At 57.2% G+C, this 13475-nt stretch carries 11 protein-coding genes; 10 read left to right on the plus strand and 1 reads right to left on the minus strand.

What is annotated here, in order from left to right:
• The first annotated feature begins 23 nt into the window (after nucleotides 1-23).
• Complete coding sequence (locus tag JDEN_RS05085; RefSeq protein WP_015771299.1) at nucleotides 24-1808, plus strand: proline--tRNA ligase; 1785 nt, start codon at nucleotides 24-26, stop codon at nucleotides 1806-1808.
• Nucleotides 1809-1902: 94 nt separating this feature from the next.
• On the opposite strand, the gene JDEN_RS05090 is transcribed toward JDEN_RS05085, so the two are convergent.
• Nucleotides 1903-2934: a DUF4439 domain-containing protein gene (locus JDEN_RS05090; RefSeq protein WP_049754426.1), complete on the minus strand. Its 1032-nt coding sequence runs from the start codon at nucleotides 2932-2934 to the stop codon at nucleotides 1903-1905.
• A 198-nt stretch (nucleotides 2935-3132) separates the two neighbouring features.
• Between JDEN_RS05090 and JDEN_RS05095 the strand changes: the two genes are divergently transcribed.
• The 9 genes from JDEN_RS05095 to rpsO all read left to right on the plus strand — a co-directional run bounded on the left by JDEN_RS05095 (nucleotide 3133) and on the right by rpsO (nucleotide 13398).
• Complete coding sequence (locus JDEN_RS05095; RefSeq protein ID WP_015771301.1) at nucleotides 3133-3666, plus strand: ribosome maturation factor RimP; 534 nt, start codon at nucleotides 3133-3135, stop codon at nucleotides 3664-3666.
• Between the two features lie 2 nt (nucleotides 3667-3668).
• Complete coding sequence (gene nusA / locus JDEN_RS05100) at nucleotides 3669-4733, plus strand: transcription termination factor NusA (RefSeq protein WP_015771302.1); 1065 nt, start codon at nucleotides 3669-3671, stop codon at nucleotides 4731-4733.
• A 223-nt stretch (nucleotides 4734-4956) separates the two neighbouring features.
• Complete coding sequence (locus tag JDEN_RS14290; RefSeq protein WP_083775116.1) at nucleotides 4957-5325, plus strand: YlxR family protein; 369 nt, start codon at nucleotides 4957-4959, stop codon at nucleotides 5323-5325.
• Between the two features lie 92 nt (nucleotides 5326-5417).
• Nucleotides 5418-8432 carry a translation initiation factor IF-2 gene (gene infB / locus JDEN_RS05110; protein ID WP_015771303.1) on the plus strand — a complete coding sequence of 1005 codons (3015 nt, stop codon included), beginning with the start codon at nucleotides 5418-5420 and terminating at the stop codon, nucleotides 8430-8432.
• 114 nt (nucleotides 8433-8546) lie between these two features.
• A complete protein-coding gene (gene rbfA, locus JDEN_RS05115; RefSeq protein WP_015771304.1) occupies nucleotides 8547-9008 on the plus strand; it encodes a 30S ribosome-binding factor RbfA in 462 nt (153 codons plus the stop codon).
• Entirely contained in the window at nucleotides 9005-10006 is a 1002-nt protein-coding gene (truB, locus tag JDEN_RS05120) for a tRNA pseudouridine(55) synthase TruB (RefSeq protein ID WP_015771305.1), read from the plus strand. Before rbfA ends, truB begins: the two co-directional genes overlap by 4 nt.
• Nucleotides 10003-10950, plus strand: coding sequence for a bifunctional riboflavin kinase/FAD synthetase (locus tag JDEN_RS05125; RefSeq protein ID WP_015771306.1), 948 nt, complete (start codon nucleotides 10003-10005; stop codon nucleotides 10948-10950). The genes truB and JDEN_RS05125 overlap by 4 nt, the downstream gene beginning before the upstream one ends.
• A 145-nt stretch (nucleotides 10951-11095) precedes the next feature.
• Nucleotides 11096-13006, plus strand: a complete 1911-nt coding sequence (locus JDEN_RS12965; protein WP_015771307.1) for a peptidoglycan recognition protein family protein — start codon at nucleotides 11096-11098, stop codon at nucleotides 13004-13006.
• A 122-nt stretch (nucleotides 13007-13128) separates the two neighbouring features.
• Nucleotides 13129-13398, plus strand: a complete 270-nt coding sequence (gene rpsO, locus JDEN_RS05135; protein WP_015771308.1) for a 30S ribosomal protein S15 — start codon at nucleotides 13129-13131, stop codon at nucleotides 13396-13398.
• Nucleotides 13399-13475: the final 77 nt, after the last annotated feature.

Raw genomic sequence — 13475 nt, forward strand, 5'->3', positions numbered from 1 at the left:
CCGCTGGGTATTACGCTGGGAACATGCTGCTACGCCTATCCACACTTTTTGTGCGCACCTTGCGCGAAGATCCTGTTGACGCCGAGGTTGCGAGCCACCGGTTGCTTGTTCGCGCCGGCTACATCCGCCGGGCAGCGCCTGGTATTTATTCGTGGCTACCTTTGGGGCTGCGCGTGCTCGATAAAGTGGACGCGGTCGTACGCGAAGAAATGGAACGTGCCGGAGCTCAGCGGGTACATTTCCCTGCGCTGCTGCCACGAGAACCTTACGAAGCGACGGGCCGATGGACAGAATATGGTCCCAATCTCTTTCGCTTGCAGGACCGTAAAGACGGCGACTATTTACTCGCTCCCACACACGAAGAAATGTTTACTCTCCTTGTCAAGGACTTGTATTCCTCCTACAAGGACCTTCCTGTCACGCTGTACCAAATTCAAACGAAGTACCGTGACGAAGCCCGGCCACGTGCGGGACTCATTCGCGGTCGCGAATTTATCATGAAAGACGCCTATTCGTTTGATCTCACTGAGGAAGGCTTAGCTGAGTCCTATCGGGCTCAACGTGACGCCTACGAACGGATTTTTCGCCGTCTCGGACTGGATTACGTCATTGTTGCTGCCACTTCAGGGGCCATGGGTGGGTCACGTTCCGAAGAGTTCCTTACCCCAACAGACATCGGTGAGGACACGTTCGTGCGATCACCGGGAGGGTACGCGGCAAACGTCGAAGCGGTCACAACTATTGCCCCACCCGCGCAAGACGCGACCAATGTTCCCGCTGCACAAACTGTCAATACACCAGGCGCATCGACTATTGATGCGTTAGTGACCTGGCTTAACGATCACGAACCTCGTGAAGACCGAGCCTGGACCGCCGCAGACACGTTGAAGAATGTCGTTGTCGCTGTGACCCACCCAGATGGTGAACGGGAAGTTCTCGTCATCGGTATCCCCGGTGATCGGGACATCGACATGAAACGGTTGGAAGCGAGCCTCGCACCCGCAGAAGTTGACACCGCAACAGATACCGACTTCGCGCGCAATCCTCACCTCGTTCGAGGTTACATTGGCCCGCAGATCCTTGGCCGTCATCACACCCACGATGACGACGCGATCCGTTACCTCGTTGATCCGCGCATCGCAGATGGTACTGAATGGGTGACCGGTGCCAACATTACCGACCACCACCAGTTGCACGTGGTTGCAGGGCGGGATTTCCACGCTGATGGAACCATTGAAGCAGCGCAGGTGCGGGCAGGAGACCCTGCCCCTGATGGGTCTGGCCCCTTAGATCTCGCACGGGGAATAGAAATCGGGCACATCTTCCAACTTGGCCGGAAATATGCTGAAGCTCTCGGGCTGAAGGTGTTGGATGTGAACGGTAAACACACGACGGTGACCATGGGCTCCTACGGTATTGGAGTGACCCGAGTCATGGCGGCACTGGCTCAAGCTCACCATGATAGTCAAGGCCTTGCCTGGCCGATCCAGGTCGCACCGGCTCACGTGCATCTTGTGGCCACCGGTAAAGATGCCCGAATTTTTGAGGCTGCAGAGTCACTTGCTCAACGTCTGAGCGACCGAGGGGTCGAAGTGATCTATGACGACCGGGTCAAAGTTTCACCAGGAGTGAAGTTCAAGGATGCAGAACTGTTCGGTGTTCCTTTTATCGTTGTTGTCGGTCGCGGACTCGACGAGGGGACTATTGAGTTCCGTACGCGAGTGGGTGAGCCGCAACAAGTGCACATCAACGATGCAGTTGATGTGGTGACAGATGCTGTCGCCGCGCAACTTGGGGGCAACCACTAGGAGTCGATGTGTGGGGTGAGACGGCTGACCGTCTCACCCCACACGTGTACCGGCCCCGCATCTTCGGGGTTGACACTCTATTGATGGACTGAGGTTACGAGTCAGAAAGTGCGCCGTCGATGATACCCACCTGATCAGGGTCGACGATAAACGGGAAAGGGCCAAGGTCAACACCTAAACGATCCGCAGCCAGCGCATCGTCAACAACGACGTCAAGCATGATGGCGCGATCTTTAGGGTCAACCTCCCCAAGGAGGGACAACGCGAATGCGCCATGGTCAAAGGCAAGGGATTGAGCCAATTCCCGGACCTCATTGACTGGAGGTACAGGCTCATCATCAGTGAGCGTCCACGGCAGGTCATAGCGCACCGCACGAGGATCTTCACTTGTTCGATCAACGGCTGCGGCAAGAGCAAGGTCATGGGCCGACCGGCGGTAGTGGCGAGCTCGCTGTTCATACAGGGAGCGAGCGTCAGGTTTGCGCATTGCCGCAGCGACCTCAAATCCATACGCAGCACTATCGTCGCGAACAATCCATTCCAACACTTGTGCTCGTGGTAAGGCACTCATTCTGTCAGTAGGGGTGCTTTCCACAAAGTCGGCGGGAATTTGCCATGGGGTCTCAGAACGGCTCGCCCAGTCACGCGCCTGCACCAAAAACCACGCGGACAAAGACCCATACACCTGGGCAGAATCTGGTGTTGTTGGTAGGTCAAGTGTCGCTCGGATTCGGGTTGCCGACTGGGTGAGTCGGTCAACAAGGGCGGCAGCAGTGACGGGTTCACCGTCACCACTGGTAGGGGAGGACTCTGCTCGGGGAGTGCGTAACTCTTCAGGGAGCCCTGAATCGTAGACTCCACCCAGCGTGTGCGCGTGCTCACGAAGCGCCTGAGATAACGCCAGTACATCGTCTTTGTCTTGCGCGGAGATATCTGGGGCATCAGCAAATGCATGGGCAAGCTCAGCGGTCGCAAGCAAATCGTTGACGGCAGCCTGCCGCGCGATTTCATCAGAAGTCGGGGCAGGCTCAGTAGGTGGTGCTGTTTCAACACGCACACCACAGGCGCCGAGGAGAAGCGCACAGAAAACGACAGCAGGAAGGACGAAAAAACGTGAGTGGGTCACAGGGTAGTCGCTTCTAAGTCGGGACATGACAAGTCGATCTTACCGACACAGACACAGGTGACGAGACATCCGCCACCAATGCGACGCGCGTGACACCAGATGTGGCATGCGCACCACCAAAATCTCGGTAGTCTTATGGGTGGACAAGTTCATACCGGTCTGTTGTGTCCGGTAGCCAACACAACGGCAGGAGGGCAAATGGCTCGATTAGATGTTCCAACCCAGGTGCATGATGCGGTAGCGCCCATCGTTCATGACGCTGGATTGTTCCTTGAGGATCTGGAATACCTTGGGTCTGGCCCGACCACGACTATTCGAGTCACTGTCGATCTTCCGGAGGACGTATCTGGCCCGGTGGGATTGGAGACGATCTCGAGTGTTTCGCGTGACCTGTCTACCGCTCTCGATAGCGTCTCTGTTCTTCATTCCCAGTACACGTTAGAAGTGTCATCACCGGGAACATCACGGCCGCTGACTCAACCACGTCATTTCCGGCGCAATGTTGGACGACTGATCAGCGTGAAGACAGTCAACGGAGAACGATTCACAGAGCGTTTGGTGGAAGTCACTGATGACGCCGTGTTGTTCGACACGCGCCGGCACGTGGCACTTGCAGACATCAGGCGAGCAAAGGTCGAGGTTGAGCTCGGTCGGGTAGAGCTCGTGGATGATAACGATTTTCAGGATGTAGCCGGTGCTGACAGTGGCCGGTTCGACGATAGTGAGGACTAACAATGCATATTGATATGGCTGCGCTGCGCATGCTGGAGCGGGAGCGCGAAATTTCGTTGGATGTCCTCCTTGAGGCGATTGAACAAGCCCTTGCACTGGCCTACCAACGTACCCCTGATTCACTCCGCCACGCGCGAGTCGAAATTGACCGAAAGACCGGGCAGGTCGTGGTGTGGGCACGCGAGGAAATTGAGCGCGAGCCAGCGCGAGTTGACGACGAAGGTGCCTACGTGCCTCCGGTGCGTGAATTGGGTGACGAGTTTGATCACACGCCGAAAGACTTTGGCCATGTGGCGACAGCAACGGCGCGACAGGTCATCTTTCAGCGGATGCGTGACGTGGAAGATGACCAGGTCCTTGGGCAGTTCAAAGACAAAGAAGGTCATGTTGTTTCAGGAATTATTCAGCAAGCAGCCCACCCGCGGGCTGTCAATGTTGATCTAGGCAATGGTGTGGAAGCGGTGCTCCCTGAGCATGAGCAAGTGCCGGGGGAAGACTACCGCCACGGAGCCCGGGTCCGAGCGTATGTTGTGGAGGTTGCACGCAAAGCGAAAGGTCCCTCTATTACGCTGAGCCGAACTCACCCGAACCTTGTTCGTCGACTCTTTGAGATGGAAGTACCTGAGGTTGCTGACGGGGCAGTGGAAATCATCGCCCTCGCACGCGAAGCAGGTCACCGGACGAAAATGGCGGTCACATCAACAATTCCGGGACTCAATCCCAAGGGGGCCTGTATTGGCCCCATGGGGCAGCGAGTACGCGCGGTGATGGCTGAGCTGGGTGGTGAAAAGATCGACATTGTCGATTATACGGAGGACCCAGCGCAGTTCATTGCATCAGCGTTGTCGCCAGCTACGGTGTCTTCGGTGTCGATTTTGGATGAGCGTGCCCGGATGGCCCGGGTCATTGTCCCGGATTATCAACTGTCTCTTGCGATCGGCAAAGAAGGACAGAACGCGCGCCTAGCAGCGAAACTGACTGGGTGGAAGATTGATATTCGTTCTGACGCTGATGACCAAGGCGCGGAGGTCGAGCTCGCAGAATCGCCGACCAGCGAAGAAAGCTGAACATCGCCTCGAGCGGAACGCCGGGTTGAGCGCAAGCCAGAACGCGACTGTGAGCAATCCCTAGTCGTTTGGTCAGGGCGTTCCTGCCCGTATCGTGCTTGTACGCGGTAGGATGGTGTGGAATAGCCGTCCGTACATCGCTATAATTCGAACGGCAACCTCACTCCCCGCCAGCAACAATATGGCTGAGAGTGACCGTCAGACACAGTGAAGGACCACACCGTTGAGCGTTGTTGACCGTCATGTCCCGCAACGGACATGCATCGGTTGCCGCGTACGGTGTGATCAACCATCGCTGATCCGACTCGCACTTGTGCGAACCGGACATGCACACGACACTCGCATCGTTGTAGACATGCGCCGCACCACACACGGACGTGGCGCATGGATTCACGCCGACGCAGCATGTGTCGAACATATGCTGCGAAAGAAATCATGGATGAGAGCGTTTCGTGTGTCACAAGGGATGGATATCTCAGAGCTGAACACGTTACGAGAGCGAATCACACAAACTGACACCACACTGCGGTACCGGAATCCGCATACTGCCACAGACAACGTGGTAGTAGACACGTCGACAGGAAGCGGGTAAGAAGCCGATGGGCACCCGATGAGTACTCAGCGATGAGTCCGAGAAACTAACGACGGTCCTCCCAGTCACGGGTGGACCGAGACTGGAGAGTTGTGGCTAAAATCCGCGTCTACGAGCTCGCAAAGGAGCTCGGGGTGGAAAGCAAGACAGTAATGAGTAAGCTCAACGAACTCGGAGAGTTCGTGCGGTCAGCTTCCTCAACCATTGAAGCGCCAGTAGCGCGCCGCTTGCGGGACTCCTTCCCTCAATCGGGCAGTGCCGCGCCTTCCGAACAAACACCGCGAAAAGCGGCACCTAAACCAGGTGCGCGCCCCGCAAAACCAGCCCCACGTGCAGCAAAAGAACCACAGGGCGACAGCACCCCCTCGACACCGCCCACCACAACGGCACCGGTTGAGGCAAAACCAACAACACTGCCTGCACCCAGTGCGAGCGCATCGGCAAACACTGCCCCCAGCAAGCCAGCAGCCGCTGCAGCTGAGACAACCGCGCCCAGTGAACGACCTGCCGAAACAACCCCTGAGCGTTCCGAAGCACCTGCACCCCAGGAGCAACGCGCATCAGCATCCCCATCGCCAAAGCCAGGGCCGAAGCCAGCTGCACCTAAGCCAGCTCCGCGGTCACGGTCCACGGAAACAAACCGTTCCGGTGGCCCCCGCCCAGGCAACAACCCGTTCGCGTCGCAGCAAGGTATGCCGCGGCAAGGGTCACGCCCATCAGGGCAAGGCGGTCAAGGACAAGGGCGCCAAGGTCGAGGCAACGCTGGTAGCGGTGGTCCACGGCCAGGTGCTCCCCGTCCAGGTAACAACCCCTTCGCAACTCAGCAAGGAATGCCGCGCGGTGCCGGGCGTCCAGAACGTGGTGCAAAGCCACAAACTGACAACGCAGCACATGCAGAGCGTTCTGGTGGTCCACGGCCAGGTGGTCCACGTCCAGCCGCACGCCCTGCGGGTGGTGCACCAGCCTCTGGTGGACCTCGTCCAAACCCTGGGATGATGCCAGGGCGCACGAGTGCGCCACGTCCAGGCGACCGTCAACCTGCTGGTGCTGGTGGTGGCCGTGGTGGCCGCGGTGGCCGCGGCGGTTCAGGTGGCGGTGCTCCAGGTGGTGGCGGTTTCGGGCCCCCTCGTTCTGGTGGCGGCGGACGCCCAGGACCAGGTGGGCGTGGAACCACAGCTGGAGCTTTCGGGCGCCAGGGTGGAAAACCAGTACGTGGTCGGAAATCAAAGCGGGCGAAACGCCAAGAATTCGAACAGATGCAAGCGCCATCCCTGGGCGGTGTCACTGTTCCACGTGGCGACGGTTCTACCGTTATCCGGTTGCGTCACGGCGCTTCGTTATCAGATTTTGCAGACAAAATTGATGCGAACCCGGCAAGTTTGGTGACTGTGCTATTCCACCTCGGTGAAATGGCAACAGCAACCCAATCTCTTGACGAGGACACGTTCGGAACCCTTGGTGCTGAACTGGGATACGTCATCGAAATGGTGTCGGCAGAAGACGAAGACCGTGAGCTCCTTGAGGGGTTCTCCATTGACCTCGAGGCCGAGTCTGCTGCCGAGGGTGACGATGAACTGTCAGCCCGTCCTCCTGTTGTCACCGTGATGGGTCACGTCGACCACGGTAAGACACGCTTGCTTGATGCGATCCGTCACTCTGATGTGATCTCGGGTGAGGCTGGCGGTATCACCCAGCACATTGGTGCTTACCAGGTACGGCACGACATTGATGGTAATCAACGTCCTCTGACCTTTATTGACACCCCGGGTCACGAAGCATTTACTGCAATGCGTGCTCGTGGTGCCCAGGTCACAGATATCGCGATCCTCGTTGTTGCTGCAGACGACGGTGTGATGCCTCAAACCATTGAGGCGTTGAACCACGCGCAGTCGGCGAACGTTCCCATCGTTGTGGCTGTCAACAAGGTGGATAAAGACACCGCTAATCCTGCCAAGATTCGCCAGCAACTGACTGAGTACAACTTAGTTGCTGAAGAGTATGGTGGCGACACGATGTTTGTTGATGTCTCTGCAAAGAACAACATGGGCATCGACGAACTGCTTGAAGCAGTGATCTTGACTGCTGATGCGGCTCTCGATTTACGTGCAAACGCAGACAAAGATGCTCGTGGTGTCGCTATTGAAGCCAATCTTGACAAGGGTCGCGGTGCTGTTGCCACTGTTCTTGTGCAATCAGGAACACTGCGTGTCGGTGATGCGATTGTTGCTGGGACCGCTCATGGCCGTGTCCGTGCAATGTTTGACGAGCACGGTACTGCTGTGCAAGAAGCTGGGCCGGCGCGACCAGTGCAGGTGCTGGGGTTGACCTCTGTTCCACGAGCAGGCGATGTCTTCCTTGTCACCTCAGATGACCGCACTGCCCGCCAGATCGCTGAAAAGCGTGAGGCTGCTGCGCGAGCCGCACAGTTGGCCAAACGGCGCAAGCGCATCAGCTTGGAAGACTTCACCCAAGCTCTTGAGCAAGGCAAAGTTGAGACACTCAACCTGGTCCTTAAGGGCGATGTGTCTGGTGCGGTCGAAGCGCTCGAAGATGCATTGTTGAAGATTGATGTGGGCGACGAAGTTGCGCTGCGAATCATCCACCGTGGTGTGGGTGCGATCACACAAAACGACGTCAACCTCGCAACCGTCGACAACGCCATCATCCTTGGTTTCAACGTGAAGCCAGCAGAACGCGTCACAGACCTCGCGGACCGTGAGGGTGTGGATATTCGGTACTACTCGGTGATCTACCAGGCAATTGAGGATGTGGAAGCAGCCCTCAAGGGAATGCTCAAACCCGAGTATGAAGAAGTTCAATTGGGCACAGCAGAGGTCCGAGAGATTTTCCGTTCGTCGAAGTTCGGAAACATCGCCGGGTCGATTGTTCGTTCCGGGTTGATTCGCCGTAACACCAAGGCACGTGTTCTGCGCAACGGTGAGGTTGTCGGAGAGAACTTGTCCATTGAATCGCTCAAGCGATTCAAGGACGACGCTACTGAAGTTCGTGAAGGCTACGAATGTGGTATCGGACTCGGTTCTTTCAACGACCTGACCGTAGGTGACATTGTGGAAACCTGGGAAATGCGCGAAAAACCTCGCGCCTGACCTCGACTGATTGTGGGAGCCGTGACAGCAGTCACGGCTCCCACGTCGTTGTTCAGCATGAAGACTTTGTCTTTCTGCCAGTAAAGTGAGGGAAGCCTCGAGAAAGGAAGTGACATGGTTGACCATCCACGTGCACGACGGTTAGCGGAGCGTATTCAGGTGATTGTTGCCGAGATGCTTGAGGGGCGCATTAAGGATCCTCGCCTTGGATTTGTGACGATCACGGATGTGCGTGTCACTGGCGACCTTCAGCACGCGTCAATTTTTTACACGGTGTATGGCGACGAACAAGAACGGCGCAAGAGTACTCGCGCACTCAATAGTGCGCGTGGCACCATTCGTACCGAGGTAGGGAAGCAAATCGGAACTCGGTTGACTCCAACCATTGAGTTTCACCTTGACGCTGTCCCTGAGTCGGCTGCAAGTTTGGACCGGGCTTTGCATGAGGCGCGTCTTCGCGATGCAGAGTTGGAGAAGATCCGTGAGGGAGCTCAGTATGCTTCTGATGCTGACCCTTACCGCCGTCCTCAAGGTGACGGGGACGAAGCAGAAGATGAGGGTGATGACCGCGAGTGAATGATCCTCGGGAGCAACTGCAGTTCGGTCACAAGGGATCTCGTGGTAAGGACGCTCAGCCACGGCAACCTCGGCGTCCCACGGCTGCTGACGGCATCATTGTGGTTGATAAGCCAACAGGTATGACGAGCCACGACGTCGTCGCGATAATGCGTCGGCTGGCGGGGACACGCAAGGTTGGGCATGCGGGAACCCTTGATCCGATGGCGACCGGACTTTTGGTCGTGGGTGTGGGGCGGGGAACGCGCCTACTTCACTTTCTGACGGCCGCGGATAAGTCCTATACGGCAACTGTGCGTCTTGGGGTGGCCACTGTGAGCGAGGATGCTGACGGTGATGTCACGGACACGCAACCGTGTGATCATGTGACTCGAGAACAATTGCAGGCTGCTGCTGCTCGACTGACTGGAGTTATCGACCAGGTTCCTAGCGCTGTCAGTGCTGTGAAGATTGATGGGCGTCGTGCCTACGACCGTGTCCGTGCGGGGGAGGACGTGGTGTTGCCTGCCCGTTCGGTGACGGTGAGTCGGTTTGACATTGTCGATGTCGTTGACGGTCCGCCACATCACGGTGTGGCGACAAAGGATGTTCTTCTGTCAGTCGATGTGTCAAGTGGAACCTATGTGCGGGCGCTTGGCCGGGATTTGGCTCAAATTGTGGGAACTGTTGGACATTTGGTGGCGTTGCGGCGGACCCGTGTCGCTGAGTGGACTCTGGCTGAGGCCCGTAGTGTGCCGCAATTGCAGGACACCGATCCGACTGTGCCGCTGGATGTCATGGATTTGGGCTCTGCGGCTGAACGCGCGCTTCGTGTGTGGCGGGTCAGTGAGGCTCAGGCGGGGCGTCTTGCGCATGGTCAGCGTCTGACTACTGAGTTGTCTGGGCAGTATGCGGCGGTGAGTGAGGCTGGCGAGTTGGTTGCGGTGGTGCAGTGCGGTCAAGGGGTGGCACGGCCGGTGACGGTGTTTGTGTCGGGTGTACAAGGAGCGTCCTCGTGAATGTGTGGTGGTCGCTTGAGGAAGCCTTGGCGCACCGTGCTCCTAGTGTGGTGACTATTGGTAATTTTGATGGTGTGCATCGTGGCCACCATATGGTTATTGATGCGGTCATTGCGGAGGCGCGGCGTAGGCAGGCGTGCGCTGTCGCGATGACGTTTGATCCTCATCCTGCGCATGTGCATCGCCCGGAGCAGGCTGCTCCGCTGCTGACAGGATTGACGGATCGTCTGGAGTTGTTGGCTCAGCTTGGACTTGATGCGGTGTGTGTTGTTGAGTATTCGCTGGAGTTTGCTCAGCAATCTCCGCGTGATTTTGTCAAGACATGGATTGTTGATGCGCTTGCGGCGACGGCGGTGGTGATTGGTCGCGACGTGCGGTTTGGTCGGGATAATTCTGGCGACTTGTCCACTCTTCGTGACCTGGGTCAGGAGTTTGGGTTTGATGTGGTTGTCGTTGACGATCATGGTTCGCCTGGGGGTGGCGAACGGTGGTCGTCTTCGATCGTCCGCCAGTTGGTGCGTGGCGGTGAGATGGGGGCGGTGACGCAGCTCTTAGGGCGCCCGCATCGTATGCGGGGCGTGGTTGTTCACGGCGATGCTCGGGGGCGTGAGTTGGGTTTCCCCACAGCGAACTTGTCTCCTGATTCTGACGGAATGGTCCCTGCCGACGGGGTGTATGCGGGGTATGTGTCAGTTGTTGGTGGGCAACGGGCATTGCAAGGGCTCCCAGCAGCAATTTCTGTCGGAACCAACCCAACATTTGATGGCCAAGAACGACGTGTTGAGGCGTATGTGATTGGGCACAATAATTTGGACCTCTATGACAAGAACATCATGGTTGAGTTTGTTGAACGGCTCCGTCCTACAGTGACGTTTTCCTCCTTGGATGCGCTCATTGACCAAATGCATGACGATGTGACCCGGGCGAAATTGCTGCTGCGCTAGTTTTCACCCCGGGTTTGACTCCTTTCACTCAGACATCAGCGCTCATTGCCGATAGTGGTGGGATGGCGGGATCAGTGCGATCTCGTGCACACGTGGGGAGGGGGCCAATTCTCCGTGCGTGTGGAACGCCTTGAGGGGGAGTTGTATGCGTCGTGTCATCGTCTTTGTAACGACGGTAGCGCTTGCTGCTGCTGGAGTTGTGGCACCGGTTGTGTCGTGGTCACCATTACCTGCGCAAGCTGCTGAAGTTGAGACCTGGGATATACCTATTGACGGTGTGGAGGAGGATGTCTCTGCTGCACCTCAACTCCTTGATCCAGTGGAAGTCATTGAGGATGTGCCGGATACCGCAGTGGGTGATGCGCAGTTCCTTGGTGGCCTTGAGCAGGCTCCAAGTAGCAGCGATCAGGTGAGCGCATCGGACGTCACAGAGCGTCTCGCTGCGGTGACTGAGCACGTTGATGTTGAGCCGTTTGTGCTGGCTGGTGTCACGTGGGACATTCGCGCGTATCAGGACATTCTTGAGGTTGCCGTTCAGGTCGAGGAAGATGGCCATTGGACGCAGTGGCAAGCCCTTGAAGTGTTGCCGCTGATGGAAAATGCGTCGGTCAGTGGTGCAGAACCGCTGTTGACAAGCGGTGCGACCGGGATTCGTGTTCGTGTGTTAACGGAGTCTGGTGTGGCGCCCGCGGGGTTGTCGGTTGAGCTCATTGATCCGGGTTTATCTGCCGCAGATGCGCAAGCGGCGTCGGCACATACCGTTGCGTCAGCGGCTGTAGCTGCTGCGTCACAGCCAGCGATTGTGCCGAGGTCAACGTGGATGGCCTCAGGACATGAGAAGTACACAACGTGGTCTCCGAAAAACTCGCCGCGGCTTGATGCCATGTATATCCATCACACGGCCGGGTCGAACACGTATTCTGCAGCGCAGGCAACGGCGCAGGTTCGAGCAATTTATACGTACCATGCGCGCACCTTGGGTTGGGGTGACATTGGTTATAATTTCTTGGTTGACCGATTTGGGACCATTTACGAAGGCCGTAAAGGCTCATTGGGTGGCATCCCGCAGGGTGCACACGCTGGCAATTACAACGCAAACACCATCGGGATTTCCGGGATGGGCAATTTTTCGTCTCTTTCTGCCCCGAGTGCCATGACGAATGCGATGGTCAAGGTGCTTGCGTGGAAGGGTGCGCAGTACGGGATTAATCCACGTGGGACGGCAACGCTCAAGACGGGGTCCTCAAAGAACTCCACGGGTCGGGGTAAGCCAGGTTCGCTGGTTGAAGTTCCCACAATCTTGGGTCACCGCGAAACGAACTACACGGCCTGCCCTGGTGACAAACTCAATTCACGATTGCCAGCAATCCGTAGTGCTGTTGCTAGTGCGATGGCCACGGGAACTGTGACTGCGCTTGCCAAGCCGAAGGTAGCCTATTTGAAGGCCCCCTATCGTCCTATTGCGTTGAACAACAAGATCCCGCTGACCTGGGGAGGAGTGAGTGGCGCCTCGCGTTATGAGGTGGGCCTGAAGTTGGCACCGCATGGGAAATCGTTCGGTGCGGTCAAAGTTGTCGCATCGACAACTGCCCGTCAACACACGGTGAAACTTCCCACCGGGGTAAGCGCTCGTTTGTATGTGCGTGCAGTGGCAAACGACGGCCGCCGCTCAGCGTGGTCATTCTATGGAACCTTGACGCGTTCACTGCCAACGTCTGAACTCAAGCGCACAAGCGGGAGCTGGAAGAGAGTCGCTTCGTCGAAGTTTTACCGAGGTTTCACTTATCAGTCCCGAGTGAAGAACTCGAGGATCAAGGTGTACAACGCCAAGGATGTCTCTCGGGTGCAGCTTGTTGTGGGCAAGGGGAAGGGGTACGGGCGTGTTGCTGTGTACGCAGGAAAAACGCGGATCAAAACTGTTTCGCTGAACTCGTCAAAGAAAACGTATCGATCAACTGTCACGTTGACTTTACCGAAGCGTTTTTCTGGCACAATCACACTCAAGACACTCGACAATAAACCTGTTCGGGTGAGCGCTGTCACGGTCGCTCGCTAACTGGAAGGCTCAGAAAAAACGACGGCACCTGTTAGACTTGGACAGCCGTCAGAACGGCCGCGGGTACACAGAGCCCGGGTGAACAGGCCCCGGCGCGCCGCGCAACGACCGAAGGGAGAGCCGTGCCGCTCGATCAGGAGACAAAAAAAGGTATCATCGCCGAGTATGGCAACAAAGAGGGCGACACCGGTTCGCCTGAGGTACAGATTGCACTGCTCACGCAGCGCATCAAGGACCTGACCGAACACCTGAAGGAACACAAGCACGACCACCACTCACGTCGTGGACTGCTTCTCATTGTGGGTCGTCGCCGTCGCCTCCTTGGTTACCTCCAAAAGATCGACATTGACCGTTACCGTTCGCTCATCGAACGTCTCGGTCTGCGTCGCTGACATACTCTTCACTTTCCAGCCCGGACCTTGAGGTCCGGGCTGGAGTAGTGTACGGGTTAAGTGACGATGCGTGTCGC

Source organism: Jonesia denitrificans DSM 20603 (assembly GCF_000024065.1).
In the GTDB taxonomy this organism is placed as follows: domain Bacteria; phylum Actinomycetota; class Actinomycetes; order Actinomycetales; family Cellulomonadaceae; genus Jonesia; species Jonesia denitrificans.

Coding starts and splice junctions, on each gene's coding strand:
- JDEN_RS05085 (WP_015771299.1), top strand. CDS start 24: ATGCTGCTACGCCTATCCACACTTTTTGTGCGCACCTTGCGCGAAGAT.
- JDEN_RS05095 (WP_015771301.1), top strand. CDS start 3,133: ATGGCTCGATTAGATGTTCCAACCCAGGTGCATGATGCGGTAGCGCCC.
- nusA (WP_015771302.1), top strand. CDS start 3,669: ATGCATATTGATATGGCTGCGCTGCGCATGCTGGAGCGGGAGCGCGAA.
- rbfA (WP_015771304.1), top strand. CDS start 8,547: ATGGTTGACCATCCACGTGCACGACGGTTAGCGGAGCGTATTCAGGTG.
- JDEN_RS12965 (WP_015771307.1), top strand. CDS start 11,096: ATGCGTCGTGTCATCGTCTTTGTAACGACGGTAGCGCTTGCTGCTGCT.